The 20614-nt window shown below is 41.8% G+C and carries 17 protein-coding genes; 5 read left to right on the forward strand and 12 right to left on the reverse strand.

Features of this window, described 5'->3' with window-relative positions; genetic code table 11:
• Nucleotides 1–22 precede the first annotated feature (22 nt).
• The 3 genes from GO009_RS01535 to GO009_RS01545 are packed head-to-tail and all read left to right on the forward strand — an operon-like array spanning nucleotide 23 to nucleotide 5562.
• A complete protein-coding gene (locus tag GO009_RS01535) occupies nucleotides 23–2437 on the forward strand; it encodes an FtsX-like permease family protein (RefSeq protein ID WP_163624378.1) in 2415 nt (804 codons plus the stop codon).
• Nucleotides 2438–2460: 23 nt separating this feature from the next.
• A complete protein-coding gene (locus tag GO009_RS01540; protein ID WP_163624379.1) occupies nucleotides 2461–4887 on the forward strand; it encodes an ABC transporter permease in 2427 nt (808 codons plus the stop codon).
• Between the two features lie 12 nt (nucleotides 4888–4899).
• The gene (locus GO009_RS01545) at nucleotides 4900–5562 is read left to right on the forward strand and encodes an ABC transporter ATP-binding protein (protein ID WP_163624380.1); all 663 of its coding nucleotides are present in this window, start codon (nucleotides 4900–4902) and stop codon (nucleotides 5560–5562) included.
• A 228-nt stretch (nucleotides 5563–5790) separates the two neighbouring features.
• Here the strand turns inward: GO009_RS01545 and GO009_RS01550 are convergent, their stop codons facing one another.
• From GO009_RS01550 to pdxA, 7 genes are all read right to left on the reverse strand, one after another.
• Nucleotides 5791–6909, reverse strand: a complete 1119-nt coding sequence (locus tag GO009_RS01550; RefSeq protein ID WP_163624381.1) for an FAD-binding oxidoreductase — start codon at nucleotides 6907–6909, stop codon at nucleotides 5791–5793.
• A 33-nt stretch (nucleotides 6910–6942) separates the two neighbouring features.
• Nucleotides 6943–8301, reverse strand: coding sequence for an acetyl-CoA carboxylase biotin carboxylase subunit (gene accC, locus GO009_RS01555; RefSeq protein ID WP_163624382.1), 1359 nt, complete (start codon nucleotides 8299–8301; stop codon nucleotides 6943–6945).
• Nucleotides 8302–8382: 81 nt separating this feature from the next.
• Nucleotides 8383–8883, reverse strand: a complete 501-nt coding sequence (accB, locus tag GO009_RS01560; RefSeq protein ID WP_163624383.1) for an acetyl-CoA carboxylase biotin carboxyl carrier protein — start codon at nucleotides 8881–8883, stop codon at nucleotides 8383–8385.
• Between the two features lie 26 nt (nucleotides 8884–8909).
• Nucleotides 8910–9905: a beta-ketoacyl-ACP synthase III gene (locus GO009_RS01565; protein WP_163624384.1), complete on the reverse strand. Its 996-nt coding sequence runs from the start codon at nucleotides 9903–9905 to the stop codon at nucleotides 8910–8912.
• Nucleotides 9906–10079: 174 nt separating this feature from the next.
• Entirely contained in the window at nucleotides 10080–10280 is a 201-nt protein-coding gene (gene rpmF, locus GO009_RS01570) for a 50S ribosomal protein L32 (RefSeq protein WP_014032589.1), read from the reverse strand.
• A 7-nt stretch (nucleotides 10281–10287) separates the two neighbouring features.
• Nucleotides 10288–10821 (reverse strand): DUF177 domain-containing protein, encoded by a 534-nt coding sequence (locus tag GO009_RS01575; RefSeq protein ID WP_163624385.1) that lies wholly within the window; start codon nucleotides 10819–10821, stop codon nucleotides 10288–10290.
• Nucleotides 10822–10931: 110 nt separating this feature from the next.
• Nucleotides 10932–11984: a 4-hydroxythreonine-4-phosphate dehydrogenase PdxA gene (gene pdxA / locus GO009_RS01580; RefSeq protein ID WP_163624386.1), complete on the reverse strand. Its 1053-nt coding sequence runs from the start codon at nucleotides 11982–11984 to the stop codon at nucleotides 10932–10934.
• 58 nt (nucleotides 11985–12042) lie between these two features.
• Between pdxA and GO009_RS01585 the strand changes: the two genes are divergently transcribed.
• On the forward strand, nucleotides 12043–12633 hold the full coding sequence (locus GO009_RS01585) for a riboflavin synthase (RefSeq protein ID WP_163624387.1): 591 nt from the start codon (nucleotides 12043–12045) through the stop codon (nucleotides 12631–12633).
• A gap of 6 nt (nucleotides 12634–12639) precedes the next feature.
• Here the strand turns inward: GO009_RS01585 and GO009_RS01590 are convergent, their stop codons facing one another.
• A complete protein-coding gene (locus GO009_RS01590) occupies nucleotides 12640–14442 on the reverse strand; it encodes a sodium:solute symporter family protein (RefSeq protein ID WP_163624388.1) in 1803 nt (600 codons plus the stop codon).
• Between the two features lie 68 nt (nucleotides 14443–14510).
• Here GO009_RS01590 and GO009_RS01595 point away from each other — a divergent pair, with 68 nt between their 5' ends.
• Entirely contained in the window at nucleotides 14511–15266 is a 756-nt protein-coding gene (locus GO009_RS01595) for a sulfite exporter TauE/SafE family protein (protein ID WP_163624389.1), read from the forward strand.
• A gap of 5 nt (nucleotides 15267–15271) precedes the next feature.
• On the opposite strand, the gene GO009_RS01600 is transcribed toward GO009_RS01595, so the two are convergent.
• The 4 genes from GO009_RS01600 to GO009_RS01615 all read right to left on the reverse strand — a co-directional run bounded on the left by GO009_RS01600 (nucleotide 15272) and on the right by GO009_RS01615 (nucleotide 20604).
• Nucleotides 15272–16405: an AbiH family protein gene (locus GO009_RS01600; protein WP_163624390.1), complete on the reverse strand. Its 1134-nt coding sequence runs from the start codon at nucleotides 16403–16405 to the stop codon at nucleotides 15272–15274.
• 79 nt (nucleotides 16406–16484) lie between these two features.
• A complete protein-coding gene (locus tag GO009_RS01605) occupies nucleotides 16485–19100 on the reverse strand; it encodes a M14 family metallopeptidase (protein ID WP_163624391.1) in 2616 nt (871 codons plus the stop codon).
• 120 nt (nucleotides 19101–19220) lie between these two features.
• Nucleotides 19221–19631: an alternative ribosome rescue aminoacyl-tRNA hydrolase ArfB gene (gene arfB, locus GO009_RS01610; RefSeq protein ID WP_163624392.1), complete on the reverse strand. Its 411-nt coding sequence runs from the start codon at nucleotides 19629–19631 to the stop codon at nucleotides 19221–19223.
• Nucleotides 19609–20604 carry an ABC transporter ATP-binding protein gene (locus GO009_RS01615; RefSeq protein WP_163624393.1) on the reverse strand — a complete coding sequence of 332 codons (996 nt, stop codon included), beginning with the start codon at nucleotides 20602–20604 and terminating at the stop codon, nucleotides 19609–19611. Before GO009_RS01615 ends, arfB begins: the two co-directional genes overlap by 23 nt.
• Between the last annotated feature and the right edge of the window lie 10 nt (nucleotides 20605–20614).

The raw sequence follows: 20614 nt of genomic DNA on the forward strand, positions 1-20614 counted from the left end.
CACAATCAAAAAAAGAAAGACCATGTTCAAGAACTATTTAAAAATTGCTTGGAGAAACCTAGTCAAGAACAAAGTATTCACGGCAGCCAATATTGTGGGGCTTAGCAGCGCTTTTGCCATTGCCATTCTTTTGGTAATGACAGCTTTGTTTGAGCTCTCGTTCGATCAATTCCACGACAATAAGAATACCACATACCAACTTTATTTATCCAATCAAACCCCAAGAGGTCCGGAAATCAGTACATCAAACCCAGTGCCCTTGGCCCCTGCCCTTAAAGATGAGGTAACGGGCATAAAAAACATTGCCCGTGCCATAAGCGACGATGCATTGGTACTGTACAAGGAAAAGGTTTTGGATTTGGACGCCGAATATGTGGATGCCAGTTATTTTGACATTTTTACTTTTCCCGCAGTTTCTGGAAATATCAAAAACCCAATTCCGGACAAAACCTCGGTGGCCATTACAGTGGCAACAGCAAAAAAGCTATTTGGTGATGATACGGAGGTGATAGGAAAAACCATTTCCATTCAAATGAACGGGGAGGAAAAGCCCTTTGCCATAGCGTCCGTACTTGAGGACACTCCGGACAATAGCAGCATTGATTTTGAAATTGTGATTCCTTTTGAGAACTATCCGGAATACCTCCAGAACAAAGATAGGTGGGATGCTCAGTTTCACCCCGTGTACCTACAGTTGGAAGATGGAATGTCCGCAGTCGAATTTGAGGAAAACACCAGAAGTTTTGTTAATCTGCACTATAGGGAAAGTATTGAGAGTGATAAAAGGGATGGCGCCACGGCAGATGCCAATGGTCAGTTCAAGCAGCTTCATATACTGCCTATCACCGATATGCGATTTACCTCTTTTAAAAGTGGGATAGCTGAAACAAAACGCATTTTTCCCAACATCATATTGGGGATTGCCCTGGTCATTATATTTATTGTAAGCGCCAATTTCATTAACATGAACATTGCCCTGAGCGAAAAAAGATTAAAAGAAATAGGAATGCGGAAAACCCTTGGTGCAATCAAGAAACAACTGTTCGTACAATTTTGGTTGGAAAGTCTGTTGATTTTTGTCGTGTCGCTATTCTTGGGGCTTATGGTGAGCAACCTACTTTTGAATCCTTTTACCTCTCTTTTTAAAACAAAGGCTTCTTTTGCCAATATAGCACAGCCCAGTACCATTGTCCTTTTTGCCCTGGCCATTTTTTGCATTACCCTTATTGCCGGGGGCTATCCTGCCTTGGTAATGAGTAAGATAGGCACGTTGAGGGCCCTAAAAGGAAAGTTGAATTTGGGCAAGAACCGTTTACGGAACGGTTTGATCGTGCTTCAGTTTTCCATAGCCATCATCTTGATCAGTGGCACTTTGGTACTGCATGGTCAAATTGAATATATGAGGAACAAAGACTTGGGATACAATAAAGAACAAGTGGTTTCCATTCCCCTAAACGGCAAAAAGGACAGCTATCGAGTGGTGGAACTGCTTCGCAACGAACTAAAGAACAATCCCGATATCTTAAACGTTACGGGAGCTGATAACAATTTGGGACTTGGACGGGACGGGAGCCTTTCCAGTAGTAGAATGGGCTTTGATTATAAAGGAAGGGGTGTAATTACCCACACCTTGACCGTGGACCACGATTATGCCAAAACCTTGGATTTGGAATTGGTAAAGGGCCGTATGTTTAATAGGGATTTTAAGGCAGACAGCCTTAGTTTGGTAATCAACGAGTCGATGGCCGAACAGTTTGGAGAGAAAGACCCGCTCTCGATTCGTATTCCCATGGATGATTCTATTACGTACTCTGTAATCGGAGTGGTAAAGGACTATAATTTTCAGGAAATCAGCAAGACTGTTGAACCTCTTACTCTTTTTATGAACCAAGGTGGGGATTTATACTATGCTTATGTAAAGATTGCGCCAAACAACATTGCCAAATCCTTTGATGCTATTAAGGGTGCTTGGACAAAAATTGAACCTCAGGCCGAATTTCTGGGTTCTTTTTTGGATGAAAATGTAGATCGAACCTTTAGACGGGAAAAGACCTTGGCAACGATTATTACAAGCGGAAGCATTTTGGGCATACTGCTGAGCTGTATCGGCCTGTTTGCCATATCTATGTTGGTGGTGGCCCAAAGGACCAAGGAAATAGGGGTTCGCAAAGTTATTGGTGCCAGTGTTTCATCTGTGGCCTTCCTGCTGACCAAAGACTTTTTAAGATTGGTGGGCATTGCTTTTATTATAGCTACACCCATTTCTTGGTATATTTTGGACGGATGGTTACAGAACTATGCCTCCCGTGTTACTTTGAGCCCGTTATTTTTTGTTGGGGCGGGACTGCTGGCAACGCTCATTGCCTTTGTTACGATATGTGCACGAACAGTAAAAGCGGCATCGGCCAATCCTGTGAAAAGTTTACGAACGGAGTAATTCCTCACTGAAACAGTTAAGCTATGTTTAAAAACTATCTAAAAATCGCTCTAAGGTACTTGCTGAAGAACAAGTTGTATTCCATCACCAACATTTTTGGTCTTGCTCTGGGAGTGGCCTCATTTGTCCTTATAATGCTCTATGTTAATTATGAAAAGAGCTATGATACATTTGAAGGTTCTGAAAATGTGTATAGAACATACATGGATTACCTCGAAGGGGACACTTATGTGGCGGGTGATGCAGCAACATACAATGCCTCTGGCCCCGCCTTAAAGGAAAAGTTTCCAGAAATAGTGGACTATGTACGTTTTTATTATTTTGAAAAATTAGCCTTTAAAGTTGGAGAAAAAATTTTGGAGCAGCCATTGGGGTCATTGGCAGACCCTTCCTACTTCAATATTTTCAATCAACCTTTGATTAAGGGAGATGCTGAAACCGCTCTAGCAGAACCTAATTCGATTGTACTTTCAAAATCTTTTGCTGAAAAACTTTTTGGGCAGGAGAACCCTATGAGAAAATCAATTTCAGTATTTGAAGATGGCAAGGAGACCCAACTTACAGTGACGGGTATTATGGAAGATGTTCCAAAAAACACCCATTATAGAAATTCGTTTCTAATCTCGTTTGAGACGGAAAAAACTTTGACGGATTTCGGGCCTACAGCCCATGAGCTAAATTGGAACATGAACAATTATTATACCTATTTAAAGTTGGCTCCAGACACCAATATTGATGCTCTACGACAAAAAATAATTGACAGCGATATTGAAAAAAGTAAAACCGAAAGGCATAACATAGAACCTATTGAGGATATTCATTTATATTCCGATAAGCCTTATGAAGTCACGGTCAACGGTAGTATTTTGAGAATAAAATTCTTAACGGCCATCGCTTTCATAATACTTGTTCTCTCTTGGTTGAACTATGTAAACCTTTCGACGACAAAGTCGATGGAGCGGGCGAAAGAAGCGGGCATAAGAAAAGTTGCTGGAGCAAAAAGATCACAGCTCATAGTCCAATCTTTAATGGAGTCCGTATTGCTCAACTTTATTGCCATTGCCATAGCACTGTCGATGGTTTTTGGAGCAATGCCTCTTTACAACAACATCACTGGAAATGACCTCAATCTTGATTGGGAGGTCATGGTAAGTTTTATCCCGTATTTTATTTTTATAATAGGAGGTGTTATTTTGGCGGGGCTTTATCCCGCTTTCTTGCTCAGCAGATATTCACCGGCCAAAGCATTAAAAGGAAAGGTAAGGACTTCTACGGAAGGCATCGGGCTTCGAAAAGGACTTATTGTAACGCAGTTTTTTGCTACAATAGTCCTTTTAACGGGGACGTTCGTTATCTCCAAACAAATCAACTTTTTGGATAATCAACCTATTGGCGCCAATGTTGATCAAATTATTGCCCTGCACGGAACAGTGGTTTCGACCCAATCGGATTCTTTGGTAAACAATGATTTTAGGGTGTTAAAAGAACAATTGGAGGACCTCCCTTTTATTGAGAAGACAGCCATTGCCCAAACGTATCCAGGCGACAGTTTTGATAATTTGTCCTCTTCCCGTGGAATTTGGTTGCCCGACGGGAGAAGTGACAAAGCCAATATTTTCTATACCTATCATGCCCAACCGGATTATTTTGATTTGATGGACATTGAATTTTTGGCAGGCGGGACTTTTATTTTGAATTCCAAGTTTGAAGGGAATCAAATTGTGGTGAACGAGACATTTTTAAAAACAGTGGGAATCTCCTCTCCCGAGGAAGTGTTGAACAAAACGGTAACTTTCTGGGGAAACAATGAATGGAAAGTTATGGGCATCATTAAGGATTATTATCATTTCGGACTAAAAACACCTGTTTTGCCAATGGTTATTAGATATGAAAACAATATGAGCAACCTGTTGGTAAAAATCGATAAATCTTCCACCTCAATTGCAGGGATTGAAACCGTGCTAAGCCAAGTTGAAAACAAATGGCATGAAGTTTTCCCTCAAAGTACATTCAATTATACCTTTTTAGATGAAAAATTTGAAGCCCAATATGAACAGGACAAAGCCTTTGGAAAGGCCTTTCAGATTTTCACCGTTCTTTCCATTCTTATAGCCTCATTGGGACTTTTTGGCCTTACGGCATATACCGTTGTGCTGCGGAAAAAGGAAATCGGCATAAGAAAGGTAAACGGCGCCACTATAACACAAGTATTGACCTTATTGAACAAAGACTTTGTAAAATTGTTGGGATTGGCCTTCATTATTGCGATACCAAGCTCTTGGTACGTAATGAACCAATGGTTGGAAGGATTTACATATAGAACAAATTTCAGTTGGTGGATATTCGCTTTGGCGGGAACAACAGCACTTTTAATTACTTTTTTAACGGTAAGCTGGCAAAGTTTTAAAGCTGCTATCGCCAATCCGGTAGAATCATTAAAAGACGAATAAACAAAAGATATTATGCTATTACAACTCAACAACATATTTAAATGGGTCACTACGGGAGGCCAACGTATTTTTTTGCTGAAAGATATCAACCTAGAAGTGGAAGAAGGAGAGTTTATCTCCATTATGGGCCCATCCGGATCAGGTAAGTCCACATTGCTCAACGTCATCGGGATGCTTGATAATTTTGATGAAGGAGAATACAATTTTATGGATGAATCCGTCCATTCGCTCAAAGAAAAGCACCGATCCAACCTGTACAAACAATATATTGGCTTTGTATTTCAGTCTTACCATTTGTTAGACGAACTCACGGTAAAAGAGAATTTGGAAATGCCCTTGATCTATAAAAAAATCAAAGGTTCGGAACGTAAGGCTATGGTAGCCGATATGTTGGACCGTTTCAACATTGTGGGCAAAAAAGATTTGTTTCCCGCACAGCTTAGTGGTGGGCAGCAACAGTTGGTAGGAGTAGCGAGAGCCTTGATTGCCAACCCAAAATTGATTTTGGCCGATGAGCCCACAGGCAATCTAAACTCTAAGCAAGGTGAAGAGATTATGGAGCTTTTTAAACAGTTAAATGAAGAGGGTGTGACCATCATCCAAGTGACCCACTCCGAGAAGAATGCCGAATATGGCTCCAGAATCATCAATTTATTGGACGGGAGAATGGTTTGATCGAGTTCAAAAGTCAAGTTCAAGTTCAAACTCAAGTATCAATGCTTTTGTAATGTATACGTATCATGAATACTTTTGGGCTTGAACTTGAGACCTGAGCTTGGGTTTGATGCACGATGTCCGAAGTATGATGCAGGAAATCTTGTGTCTTGGTTCTTGATTCTTGGCTCTTTGTTCTTGCGTTTGATACTTGAACTTGTACTTAAGACCTGAGCTTGCACTTGAAAATCAATCAACCAATTCGGCCAGTTCTTTACCTACGAGACTGCCGAGTGCCACACCCATACCACCCAAACGGACCCCACAGTAGATGGAATTGGATATTTGTTTCACAATCGGTGATTTTTGGGCACCCACTCCCATAATACCGCTCCATCTGCGTTCAATTTTTACGGGATAATCAGGTAAAATCATATTGCGGAGCAATGCTTCGAGCCTGTCCTGAATAATTTGGGTTTCTCCGAACTCGGTGGTTTCTTCGGTTTTAAAATCAAGGTTTCTTCCACCGCCAAATAGAATTCTATCATCAATATTTCGGAAATAATAATAGCCTTCATCAAAATGGAAGGTGCCCTTTACATGTAAATTTTTGATGGGCTCCGTAATCAAAACTTGCGCTCTGGCAGGCTTGACGGTTTCAGATTTTAATAGCTTGGAAGCAAACCCGTTGGTGGCCACGAATACTTTTTTGGATAAAAATTCAAAGTCAGCGGTTTTAATGATTGCCCCTCCATTAGATTCAATCATTTCCTCGACCATCACACCATTTAAAATGGGTATTTTCATGGACACACATTTTTGAATGAGGGAGCGCATCATTTTCCCTGTGTCCAGTTGCCCTTCTAGTTGGTGTGTAATATATTTTTCTTGAATATTGGCAAAGTTGAAGCAATTATTGCTGGTATCGAAAGGTTTTTGTTGGAATATGGGCTCCATCAAACTGTTTAGGTATGGAATGGATGCCAAACATTTTTCGTAGAACTCGGGTTTTTCCAAAGGAAAAAGTTCATGACTGCCATGCAATTGAAAACCGATGGCTTCATCTCCCAACAGACTCCTTAAGCGTTGAATCCCATCCCAACGTTTTTGAACGAGTTGCACCACTTCTTCCTCGGTATGATGCTCTAAGTCGGATAAAATTTCTGAGGCACTCCCAAAACACGCAAAACCTGCATTTTTTGTACTGGCACCTTGTGGTAGACTACCTTTTTCCAAAATCAAGATATTGCTTTTGGGGTACTTTTCCTTTAGACTGATGGCACAGTTGATGCCAACGATTCCACTGCCGATTATGGTAAAATCGACATGGGAAAACCAGCTCTTATGTTCCCAATAACTCAATTCCATAAATGAAAAACCCCGATAAATCGGGGCTTTGTTTTAATGATGATCTTTATACTTTGGATCCATTTTAAAATCCTCCATGAATTTGGTGGTGTAATTACCGGCCAAATAATCCGGATGATCCATCAGCTGACGGTGGAACGGAATGGTCGTTTTAACGCCTTCAATTACAAACTCGTCCAGCGCCCTTCTCATTTTATTGATGGCCTCTTCCCTTGTTTGTGCCGTAGTGATTAATTTGGCGATCATGGAATCATAATTCGGCGGAATCATATAACCACTGTACACATGAGTATCCAAACGAACACCATGGCCACCCGGTGTGTGTAAGGTTGTAATCTTTCCCGGGGAAGGCCTAAAATCGTTATAGGGATCTTCCGCATTGATCCTGCACTCAATGGAATGCAATTTTGGATAATAATTTTTACCTGAAATTGGCACACCGCCTGCAACCAAAATCTGCTCACGGATCAAATCGTAATCCACAACCTGTTCTGTAATCGGGTGCTCCACCTGAATACGGGTGTTCATCTCCATAAAGTAGAAATTTCGGTGTTTGTCCACCAAAAACTCTATGGTACCCGCGCCTTCATATTTAATATATTCCGCAGCTTTTACGGCCGCTTTCCCCATGTCCTCACGGAGTTTGTCCGTCATAAATGGAGAAGGAGTCTCCTCGGTAAGCTTTTGGTGCCTACGTTGCACGGAACAATCCCTTTCGGATAAGTGACAGGCCTTTCCATATTGGTCACCAACAATTTGGATTTCGATATGGCGAGGTTCCTCGATCAGCTTTTCCATGTACATTCCGCCATTCCCAAAAGCAGCTGTTGCTTCGGTAACGGCACTATTGAAGTTTTTCTCCATTTGATCCTCCGACCAGATAGCTCGCATTCCCTTTCCACCACCACCGGCGGTAGCTTTGATCATTACGGGATAACCCATTTTTTTGGCCTCCTTTTTTGCATGATCGACGTCTTTCAGCAGGCCTTGTGAACCTGGAACGGTGGGTACACCCGCTTTTCGCATGGTCTCCTTCGCCGTGGCCTTATCTCCCATTTTATCAATCTGTTCGCCAGAAGCTCCGATGAACTTAATATCGTGCTCGGCACATATTTTGGAAAATTTGGAGTTTTCGGACAAGAACCCATATCCGGGATGAATGGCGTCGGCATTGGTGATTTCTGCAGCAGCAATGATGTTTGGAATCTTCAAATAGGATTCGCTACTAGGGGCCGGGCCTATGCAAACCGCTTCGTCGGCAAATCGGACGTGAAGACTTTCCTCGTCGGCCTTGGAGTAAACGGCAACCGTTTTTATCCCCATTTCCTTGCAGGTTCTTATGATCCGCAGGGCAATTTCACCCCTGTTTGCTATCAATATTTTTTTAAACATAGAACACAATCTTTAGTTAGGAATTCTAAATCTTAAATGATTTTGGGAACCATTGGCCCAAAAACGATCATTTAAAATTCACTACGATGGGTCTACCAAGAATAAGGGTTGGTCAAACTCAACGGGTGAGGAATCATCAACCAATATCTTAACTATTTTGCCTGAAACCTCTGATTCAATATCGTTAAAAAGTTTCATGGCTTCGATCACACATAGAACATCTCCTTTATTAATGGAACTGCCCACTTCTACGAAAGGTGGCTTGTCCGGGGATGGCTTTCTATAGAACGTTCCTATGATGGGGGATTTTACTGTGATGTATTTTGAATCATCCTCTGTTTTTTTAGCGTCAGCGGGTGCCGGAGCTGCAGCTTCCTGTGGTGCTGATGCCGCTGGAGCGGCAGGAGTGGCGGCGGATGGTTGGGCAACAGGGATTTGTTGAACAATTGTGGTCTCTGGTGTACTGGAACTGGTGCTTCCCGTTCGAATGGTAATCTTAATGTCCTCCATTTCCAGCTTCACCTCGCTGGCACCCGATTTGGCGACAAACTTGATTAAACTTTGAATTTCCTTAATGTCCATGGAATATAATTTAGTTAGTTGTGTGATTAAGAATTATAGGCCCACTTTAAGTAAATGGAACCCCATGTAAAACCACCACCAAAGGCGGCGAATATGATATTGTCTCCTTTTTTCAACTGCTTCTCGAAATCATAGAGCAACAAGGGCAGTGTAGCAGATGTTGTGTTTCCGTATCGGTCAATGTTAATAAGAACCTTCTCGGCCTCAATACCCATTCTGTTGGCCGTAGCGTCAATAATACGTTTGTTGGCTTGGTGTGGTGCCAACCATTGTACATCGTCTTTTGTTAGGTTGTTGCGCTCCATGATCAAAGCTGAAACATCGGCCATGTTAGAGACTGCAAATTTAAAAACAGACTTCCCATCTTGAAAGACGTAGTGCTGTTTGTTTTTTACCGTTTCTTCTGATGCCGGCAAAATAGAACCTCCTGCATCAATCTTTAAAAATTGACGGCCAATCCCATCCGAGCGCAAAAACTCATCTTGTAAACCTAAGCCTTCTTCATTGGGTTCAAAAAGAACCGCTCCAGCTCCATCCCCAAAAATAATACAAGTTGTTCTATCGGTATAATCTATTATGGACGACATCTTATCGGCCCCAATGACCAATACTTTTTTGTACCTGCCGGATTCTATATAACTGGCTGCGGTGGACATCCCGTACAAAAAACTGGAACATGCAGCTTGTAGATCGTAAGCAAAAGCGTTAACCGCACCAATTTCTGAAGCCACATAGGCCGCAGTGGAAGCAACAGGCATATCGGGGGTGGCGGTGGCAACGAGTACAAAATCTATTTCGGAAGCCTCAATGCCTCTTTTTTGAAGCAAATCTTCCGCAGCTTTGATGGCCATGAAAGATGTTCCCGCATTCTCTTCTTTTAAGATTCTTCGTTCCTTGATTCCTGTTCTTGTGGTAATCCATTCATCGTTGGTATCTACCATGGTTTCCAATACTTTATTGGAAAGAACAAAATCTGGAACATACCCTCCTACAGCTGTTATTGCTGCTGTTGTTTTTTTCATTTTAGCCTCTCTTTACTGTCAAAAAGATTGAAATTTGACCCAAAAGCGGTGAAAATTAGTCATTTTATATGACTTTATTGGTAAAATTAACCGTTTTTGGGTGTTAAGACGGGTCCATAAAAAAACTCCCGTCAAAAATTCAACGGGAGTTGCGTTATTACAAGGGATTTGCGGTTAGGCCGCAGTTTCCTCTTCTGTTTTGTCAATCAAAACCTGACCTCTGTAGTACAATTTGCCTTCGTGCCAGTGAGCTCTGTGAAACAAGTGCATTTCACCTGTAGTTGAGTCCTTGGCAATCGTTGGCGCAACTGCTTTGTAGTGGGTTCTTCTTTTGTCCCTTCTGGTTTTTGATGTTTTTCTTTTAGGATGTGCCATTATAAACCTATTTATCCGTTAGTAACTTTTTTAAATCGTCCCATCTGGGATCTGTTTTTTCTGATGATTTCGTATGCTCTTTTGGCTGTAATTCTTCCAGCTTGTCCAAGATATCCGATTGCAACGTTCCGTCTTCAACTCCGGGATGAACCCTTTTTTGGGGAACGGCAAGCACTAACATTTCGTATATGTACTGTGCTATATTGAACTGGTGCTCTCCATGTGGTATGATCAAGATTTCATCGTCTTCATCATTGTACTCTTCGCCAAACTTGACGACTAGTTTTAAACTGGAATTAATAGGCTGGTCAAAGGGTTCGCCCGTCAAATCACAATCCACATTTATGGTACCCTCCGCTTCGATCTGAAGTTCCATCATGGTGCTCATTTTTTCCAAAACGGCACTTATTCGAACGGAAGCTCCGTTAAATTCTTGGTAGTCAAAAGATTCAAAGAACGCATCATCAATTTCGTACACAAAATTATGTTTTCCCAACTTCAGACCTGAAAAAGGGATAAAAAACTCTTTCAGCTTCATCATTTCTACACTTAAGGTTTGTGTACCAGCCTTTAAAGGCGGGTGCAAAGATACTACTAATTTACAAAACTGCAATTCTAGCTACAACAAATATCCAAAATGTAGTCAACTTTTTATCCCCCGCGCTTAATTTTCTGCTTTTGTAGGGGGTTTTTGGTCAGTTCCAGGTACTCCATTCTGTTCTTGAACACTTGCATTGCGGTAAACACGGCTTCTTTAAAAGAACTCTCGTCCGCCTTGCCCTTTCCCGCAATTTCGTAAGCGGTTCCGTGATCTGGTGATGTGCGTACTTTGTTCAATCCTGCCGTATAATTCACCCCTTTTCCAAAGGAAAGGGTCTTAAAGGGAATAAGGCCTTGATCGTGATAGGCTGCCAAGATGGCATCAAAATTCTGATGACTGTTGGAACCAAAAAAACTATCTGCCGAATAAGGTCCGTATACCAAAGTGCCCTTATTGAACAATTCTTCTATGGTCGGCTTTAGAATTTTATCGTCTTCTTCACCAATAGTTCCGCTGTCCCCACTATGAGGGTTAATTCCAAGCATAGCAATTTTGGGTCTGCGGATACCGAAATCCATTTTAAGGGATTTTTCCATGATGGCCACCTTGTTCCGAATCAATTTGGGGGTAATGGCCTTGGCCACATCTTTTACGGCGATATGGTCGGTGAGCAATCCAACACGCAAGGAGTTCGTGACCATAAACATCAAGCTTTCGCCCTCCAGTTCTTGGGCAAGGAAATCGGTATGGCCGGGAAATTTAAAATTTTCGGACTGTATATTGTTTTTGTTGATGGGTGCCGTGACCAAGACATCAATTTTGTCTTCTTTTAATGCAGAAACTGCAGCCCTCAGGGAGCGAATAGCAAAATCGCCTCCTTCTTTGGTGGCGTGACCGTATTCAATTTTCGGTGTTTCTTTCCATACATTCACAATATTGACCTTGCCTTCCAAGGCCTGGCCCGCATCCCGAACACCATTGAACTTGAGATCAATCTCCAAATCTTTGATTTGTTGTGAAATGATTTTGTTCGATGCAAATATCACTGGGGTACAAAACTCCAACATTCTTGGGTCTTCGAATGTTTTGAGCGCTACCTCGCACCCAATGCCGTTAATGTCCCCTATGGAAATCCCTAACTTTATTTTTTGATTTTCCTTCATAAAATGAATGCCGTTATGGCTACTTTTGCATTACAAATCTAGTCAATAAATAAGAGACATGTTCACAGGGATTATAGAGACTTTGGGTAAGGTTGAAAAGCTGGAAAAAGAGGGCGGAAATCTACACATTACTGTTGCTTCCGATATTACTTCCGAATTAAAGATAGACCAAAGTGTATCGCACAATGGGGTTTGCCTAACCGTTGTTTCTCTTGATGGTGACAACTATACCGTTACGGCCATTGAAGAGACCCTGAACAAAACCAACTTGAGCGATTTGGAGTTGGGGGGTGTAGTGAACTTGGAACGTGCCATGGTTTTGGGTGCCCGTTTGGACGGTCACATTGTTCAAGGGCACGTGGACCAAACCGCTACCTGCAAATCCATCGAGGAAAAAGACGGCAGTTGGATCTACACTTTTGAATACGACCCCAAACTCAACAATGTAACCATTGAAAAAGGCTCCATTACGGTGGATGGGGTGAGCTTGACCGTGGTTGACTCACAAAAAAATAGTTTCAGCGTAGCGATTATTCCCTACACCCACGAACACACCCGTTTCCATGTCTACAAAGTAGGGACAACGGTAAACTTGGAGTTTGATGTGGTCGGGAAATATGTTTCTAGGTTATTGGAATTGAGGGGTTAAGGTCCATCAAAGCACACTTCGCATTCCGCGCCATATTTTTATCAAGAAAAATGTTGCGACCAACACCAAACCTGTAAGCCCTATGGCCAACGGATAATTGCCATAGATCCAGTTTCCTGTGGCAAAAAGACAACCGTACACCAAAATACAGCCCACGATCATGGCCAATACACCTGATGGAACTGTCCATTTTTCATTACCATCGTCCAAAGAAACCCCTTCGGTTTTAGCTTCTTCATGAATCTTTTTCCAGCCAGGACCTCCCGGTTTTGTGATTTTGTAGAATCGGTACAATACCTTGTTTTCTTCAGGCTTGGTTAAAAAGGTCGTTGCCAACCAAAGTATCGTGGTTATAAGCACGACCAGTGGAAATTTGCTCCAACCTGGAAATGGTGCTGCTTCCGACAAAAAGAGTGCATCTTCGTATTGCCAGAACAAAATGGAGATTATTCCCGATGAGAACATGGCAACAATTTCGCTCCATGCATTGATTCGCCACCAGAACCATCGTAACAAAAAGATGAGCCCTGTCCCAGCTCCGAACATAATAATGATGTCGAACAATTGCGTTGCATTGTTAAGTTCCAAAGCAAACAAGCTACTCAAGACCATCAGAACAACGGTGGAAATCCTTCCCACGTTCACCAATTCCTTTTCGGAGGCGTTTTTGTTGACTTGTTGTTTGTAAAAATCATTCACAATATATGAGGAACCCCAGTTAAGGTGGGTTGATATGGTTGACATGTAGGCCGCTCCCAAAGAAGCCATTACCAGACCCAATAGGCCAGTGGGCAACTTGGTCAACATCGCGGAATAAGCCAAATCGTTTTTAAGGATGTTTTCGGGCACATTTGGGAAGGCTTGACGAATACTTTCCAGATCAGGGAATACAACAATGGACGCCAATGCCACCAAAATCCACGGCCAAGGCCTTAGTGCATAATGCAATATATTGAAGAAAAATGTTGCGCCAATCGCATGATTTTCATTTTTGGCCGCCAGCATTCGTTGGGCGATGTAGCCTCCACCGCCTGGCTCGCCGCCCGGGTACCAAGCACTCCACCATTGCACCGCCAAGGGAATGATTAAAAGTCCTATCAACGCCTCAGTATCTGAAAAATCGGGTAGGATGGACATTTTTTCCTGCACCTGTGCATTGGCCAAAATATTATCCAAACCACCAACTTCGGGCATGTTTACCAAATATACTGCAGCCCCAATGGCACCGCCCATGGCAACAAAAAACAGCAGGAAATCGGTATAAACTACCCCCCTAAAACCACCAACGGCACTAAAAATAACTGTAATGGTTCCTCCCAAGAGTACGGTTTCAACAGGTTCCAGACCCAGCATTACCTGTCCAATTTTGATGGCGGCCAAAGTTACGGCTGACATGGCCATTACATTAAACACCACACCCAAGTACAAGGATCGAAACCCACGAAGAAAATGTGCAGGTTTCCCACCATATCTCAAATCATAAAATTCCATATCGGTGGAGACGTTGGATTTTCTCCAAAGCTTGGCGTACACAAAAACGGTAAGCAAACCAGTAAGCAAAAAGGCCCACCAGCCCCAGTTGCCGGAAACTCCGTCGGTACGTACAAAATCCGTGACCAAATTGGGGGTGTCGGTAGAGAATGTGGTGGCCACCATGGAGAATCCCAAAAGCCACCAAGGCATGCTACGGCCAGATAAAAAGTATTCTGCTGTGTTTTTTCCTGATTTTTTGGACACGTAGATTCCAATGAAAAGGACTATGGCGAAGAATCCAAAAATGATGATGTAATCTAAAAGTTCTAGTTTCATTTGTTTAGTTTGGCTGGAGCTAAAGATAGGTTTTTTGAGTTACTTTTGTAAACCAGAAAAAAGTCTTCATGTTTCTTTCCACATTCTCAGATATTTCCGTTGCTGCATGGACAATGGCCGCTACTGCTGTTTTCTTAATGGGAGTTTCCAAAGCAGGGCTCAAGGGAATGTCCATTTTTAACGTAACGCTCATGGCATTGGCATTTGGTTCCAAGGCATCTACAGGGCTTTTTATTCCTTTGCTGATCGTGGGCGATACCTTTGCCGTGATTTATTATAACCGACACACGCAGTGGAAGTACATTATAAAATTTCTTCCATGGATGATTTTGGGTATTCTTATCGGTGTCTTGATTGGAAAGGACCTGCCCGAACGGGAATTTAAATGGGCTATGGTGGTGGTGATATTTATAAGTTTGGGCATGTTGGTTTTTTGGGACCGTAGAAAGTCCAAAACAGTACCCACCCATTGGTTGTTTTCTGGCTCCATGGGAGTATTCGCAGGTATTTGCACCATGATTGGAAATTTGGCCGGGGCTTTCACCAATATTTTCTTTTTGGCGATGCGCTTGCCCAAAAATGAATTTGTAGGTACGGCAGCTTGGTTGTTTTTTATTACCAATATGTTCAAAATGCCGTTCCATGTGTTTGTTTGGAAAACGATTACCGTGGAAAGTCTGTTAATAAACCTAAGATTGCTCCCGGCCATATTTGTGGGATTGTTTTTGGGTGTTTTCTTGGTAAAGAAAATCAACGAAAAAAATTACAAGCGCTTTATTTTGATTGTGACGGCGATTGGTGCCGTGGCGATTTTGTTTAGATAAGACGATTATTCTTCCGTTTTAATCTGTCGGATGTAATCATCTTTTTGTTTGGAGATAATCTTACTTCTCATAACTTCTTTGTCATCAAACACTCTGGAAATATTCATCAAGATTTCTCGATAGTTGCCATTTCCTTCCTCATATTTATTGTAAAAGATTCTAATCTGTTTGCAGTTATCCTTTTGCATGATTGTATTCAACAAAATTTGATCTGACAACCCACAAGAAAGACCATAGACATAAACCTCATAAGGGCTATTTAATTGAACCTCTAAATCCTTGTAATGAGTACTATTAAAATAATGCGTTGATTTTATATTTTCTAAATAATTATTCCCCAAGCTCTCCAATTTAGAATAATTTTCGCCAGTTTCATTTCCATACCCAAAGATTATAGGAAAACCATTTAAATCTCCATGGATATGGTTTATTGTGTTTTCATTCTCAGCATACTCTGGAGCATAATCCATCAATAGCGATAAAAAATTAGTGTAATTAAAATTTACAAAGTAAAAATGAGCAGGGTTTTTGTCTGTTTCTTCATAGATTTTTAGTGAAGAATCATACTGAAGAATCTTACCAAAAAAATGCTTTCTATATTTTGACATTAGTACATGCCCTTTGTCTTTGTTGATTTCTAATGTTTTCAGGTATTTTAGAAGTTCTTGTTTTAATAAATCAAAATTTTGATGGAATTCTTTGATGTTTTTTTCAGAAGTTTCTAACAGTCTTTTAAAATATACCTGTTCAATATCGACCCAAGAATTTAGATTATAAAAAGAAAGTAGTTCGTTGATAAACTCATACTTAGTCTTGAGGTTAAAGTGAAAATACGGTCGATTTTTCAACTTATCTCTTTCTGAAAGATACTCTCTGTAGTTTCTCTTATTGTTTATTAAACTTTCAATCCACATTAAATTTCCAGTAGTTACCTCCAGCTTTAATAAATCATTTTCAAAGGAATGAAGATGACTTGAACGTAAGAGACCATGAGATTTCATGGCTTTAGAATGGAGCTCTTTTAGGGCCTCTTGAAAAATCCAATCCAAAAAATGAGAATAGGATGTAGGCATCCCTAATGAACGGTCAAACCCATTTCCAATTAAAATTATTCTGTTCAGTTTTGAGTTCTCGTCCATTTAATACATTTGAAGAATCAAATTACAAAAAAGCCGCATCAACTTGATGCGGCTTTCTTTTATACACGTAGATTTTGAGCTACTCCGAAGCTCCTTCATAAATCGCATTAAAAATCAGCTTGTAAGTTCCGCGAGGTTGCGCCCTAAATTGCGGACGGAACGCAAACAAAATTGCCGATCCTTTTCCGTATTTAGCTTTTACCATCGCAGGCTTTTTGGCAATATATTTATCTTCTCCCATGGCCCAACCACTCATTAATAGATCTTTGGCGGCATAGGTAGCGATTACTTCGACATCGGGTGCGGGTGCGTCTTTTATATCTTCTACACCACCTTCACCTTTTTTGCTTTGTTTGTTAATGGTGAAGGCCCTACTTCTGTTAAATGAAACGGCAACCGTGTCTTTCATGCCAAAAGCCAATGGATGCGAAGTATCCACACCAGCTTTGATCAAAGATCCCGGGATAAAGAAATCTTTGCTATCGGCACCTGCTACGGCATCACGCAAAGGCAATCCGAATTGTTCGATCACAAAATTGCTGGCAGCATCAAAAGCGATTAACGTTCCGCCTTCTTCCACATAGTCACTAAGGGCCACTGATCCTTTTAGGCCGATTCCGCCCGTGAATTTTTCGGGCATGCTCAAATTACTGTGTCCGTGCAAAATGGAACTTGGCCTTTGCGACGGGATAATGATGGCATCATACTGGGAAAGATCTTTGGTTTTAATATCGGCATCGTGCAGGGTGTCCATATCAAACTCATATTCGTCCATTACAAAACGAGTCCATCCTTCATCCATATTGGCCACCCAAGACTTGTACAAACCTACTTTGGGCAGATGGATTTTTTTCAATTGTACCTCTGGTTTGGCGGACAATCCAGTAAACTCAAGTCCGTATTCGTCGGCCAAGGATTCCATCATTTCTTTTTCTCCAGAAACAATATAAGATCCTGCGGGGAATGTTTCCTTGCCAGCTTTGAACTCGGTCATGCTTTTGTATGCGGTTCCACCGGCTTTCAGCACTTTGTTTGTGGCTACTACCGAGGCGTTGGTGTTAACGCTAAGTGCATATCCAAATGTACCATTTCTGTTTACGTCGCCTTCGTAGTACTTGACAAGACCAGTAACTTTTTCGGTTGGTGCCTTGAACGATTCGGAAATTTTGTCCACATCAATCCCCATTTGCATGGGCAAGGTCCATCCGGCCAAATCATATGGTGTGTCCGGAGGTCCTCCTGGATATTGAAAACGCGTTGGATAATTTTGTTTTTCCATGAGGTCCATCAAGTAAGGTCTAAAGGCTTGTGCCGTATAGATTATATAAGATCCCTCTTCGTATTCTTTACCGTTAACCGTAAAATTTCTGGTCGCTTTTTCAACTTCGATTCCACCTTGGAGCAATACGTTGACCAAGTTTACGGCCTCAAAAGAATCCCATTGTTCTTTACCGATGATATAGGCAAATAAACCTTCGGTTTTGCCTTTTTCAACAGAAGATTTACCCATCTTATAAATATTGTGCAGGTAGTTGCTTTTTCGGTCGGCGGCTAGGTCCAATGTGGCCCAAGTTGCTGTCAACATATAATCTACGGCATCCCTAAAATGGGATTCGCCCCCTTTCCATGGGTCTGGGTACATAATATCGGTTCCATCGGTCGGTGTGCCCCCAGCAACGGTTTTGGGCAATTTTTCGGGGTCATAGAATCTTGGGGTTGGGGTGGTGTGGCCTGTTTCGGTTAAAATACCGATCATGTTGTGGTAATAGGGCACGGTACGTCCTCCACCGTTCCAGAACATGGTATAAAAGTTATCGGCAATGGCACCGGGCATATTTTCAAGGGAAAAACGCTTGGTCATGGCGGAGCCTACCTCGCTTACACCAGCTGTGATTGCCGGATGAATTCTCGGGTTAACCGGATCAGCGTATGGAGGGAGTGAAATCTTGGTCCAAGATGGGGAAGATTGGTGGTGATTGTACACAATCTGCGGATACCATTCGTTGTACAATATTTTGGTAACATTGTAGGTTTCTGGCATAATGTTCATAAACCAGTCCCTGTTGTTGTCGTGGCCCATATAATAATGGTACAAAATCGGGGGACGTGAAGTCTCGTAAGCAGTGCCTTGGTTTTTTCGGTACCAATCCACAACAATGTCCAGACCATCAGGGTTCATTACCGGCATGAGAAGGGTAATCACGTTTTCCCTGATTTTTTGCATTTCTGCTGTTTCGGATGTTGCGAGGGTGTAAGCCAGTTCGGAGGTCATTTGTCCGTGGGCCAGCTCCGTGGAGTGCATTCCACCATCTACCCAAACAATGGCTTTTCCTTCTTGCGAAAGCTTTACGGCCTCTTCGTCGTCAACTTGAACACGGGCAAGTTTGGTGCTGATGTCTTTCCACTTATCAAGCTGAGCTAAGTTTTCTTCTGTGGAGATGAACAATAGGTACATTTTACGACCTAGAACGGTTTCTCCAATTTCGATTTTTTTCACCCTATTGGAAGCGGCGTCCAATTGGGACAGGTAATCTTCAATCTGTGAATAATCGGCCAATTTGTAATCGGCTCCTACCCTAAATCCATATACATCTTCGGGGGAGGGGACTGTTTGTGCTACGGAAAAAGCAGCACAAGACAAAGCCATTGCCGCGGAGAGCAGCAATGTTTTGAGGTTTGTAGTTTTAGAAATCATTTTTTTGAGTTAGTTATAATTTGACTGAAATTTAAGCATTTGTAGCGAGGATATTAAATTCAGTCGATTAGAATTGTTGTGGATGAGGTTTTTTGATGGATTTGCAATAAGATGGACAGATTAATATTGTCCCAAATCAGGTGGTTTTCTTTTGGCCTTCTTCTCTGCAGTTTTCTTTTTGGACCGCAACCGTTTTTCTATGGACGATTTGGTGCGTTTGCTGGGTTTTCGCTTTTTGGGTATGGTGAGCGCTTTTTTCAAAAGGTCGAAAAAACGCTTTACCACTAAGTCTTTGTTTCTGTGCTGGCTTCGGGCTTCATCACATTGAAGAACCAAAGCGCCGTCATTAGTGAGTCGAGAATGGAGTTTTAGTAGAATTCGTTGTTTTTCTGTGTCGGAAAGTCCTTCGGAAGCAGGTATATTGAAAGTAAGTTCCACTTTGGAGGAAACCTTGTTTACATGTTGCCCTCCGGCACCGCTGCTGCGCATGGCCTTAAACTGTAACTCCCTATGTATTTGTTTTTTGTCCAACCTGAAGCCTTCTGTTGATGGTCTCCAAAGATACATTAAGAAAAATAGTAACTCCTTTTCCCTGTTTTTTATCGGAATTAAAAAAGATAACAGTGCCATCATCGGCAACCCCCTCGTTTAAGTGATGACTGCCTTTAAAAAACGAGTTTGTAACCTCAATTTTTAGCCCAGAGGCATCGGAAAACTTGAACTCGTGGGGATATATCAGCACCGACCTTTCAATCTCAGAATATGATTTTAAAAGTTTCATGGGAACCTCGTTTACTTGCCCAAACAACGAGGCCGTATAGTAATTGGGTGGGTTTTTATATAGATCTTGGGTGTTCTGGTTGGCAATAATATTGCCTTTGTCCAAAATTAGGGTACGCTCCGCAAAGGGCAGCACATCATTTGGGTCGTGGCTGGCGGTGAGTACGGTTATGCCCTGTTTTTTGAGGTACAAAAAGAGATTTCTTCGGAGGGAATTGCGTTTAAAGTTATCAATATGGCCAAAAGGCTCATCCAATAAAAGTATTTCCGGTTCTTGGGCTAAAACCCGAGCAAGCGCAACCCGCTGTTGCTGTCCCCCGCTGAGGTATTTTACCTTGGTCTTTGCATAAGGTTTCATTTCAATCAAATCCAGCAGTTCGTTGATGCGTTCCTCGTGTGTTTCGCGTTCGAACACGGAAAGGAACTGACCTATGTTCTCCTCAACGGAAATGAAAGGCATCAAATCAAAATCCTGAGCCAGATATTTCATGTACGGTTCACCGGGAACCAGATTAAAGTTGGGCCCTAATGCTTCGATATCACCCCAAAAAACCGAACCTTCCTCTACATGAAGCAATCCGTAGATAATTTTTAATAAGGTGCTTTTTCCAGAACCACTTTCGCCCATCAAGGCAATATGTTCCCTTGGGGCCACTTCAAAAGAAATGTCCTTTAAAATATTCTGGTCTTGATAACCGAAAGAAGCTATATGGACTTTTAGCATAGAAGGTAAG

Origin of the sequence: Allomuricauda sp. TY007, from assembly GCF_010468565.1 — a bacterium.
Taxonomy (GTDB): domain Bacteria; phylum Bacteroidota; class Bacteroidia; order Flavobacteriales; family Flavobacteriaceae; genus Flagellimonas.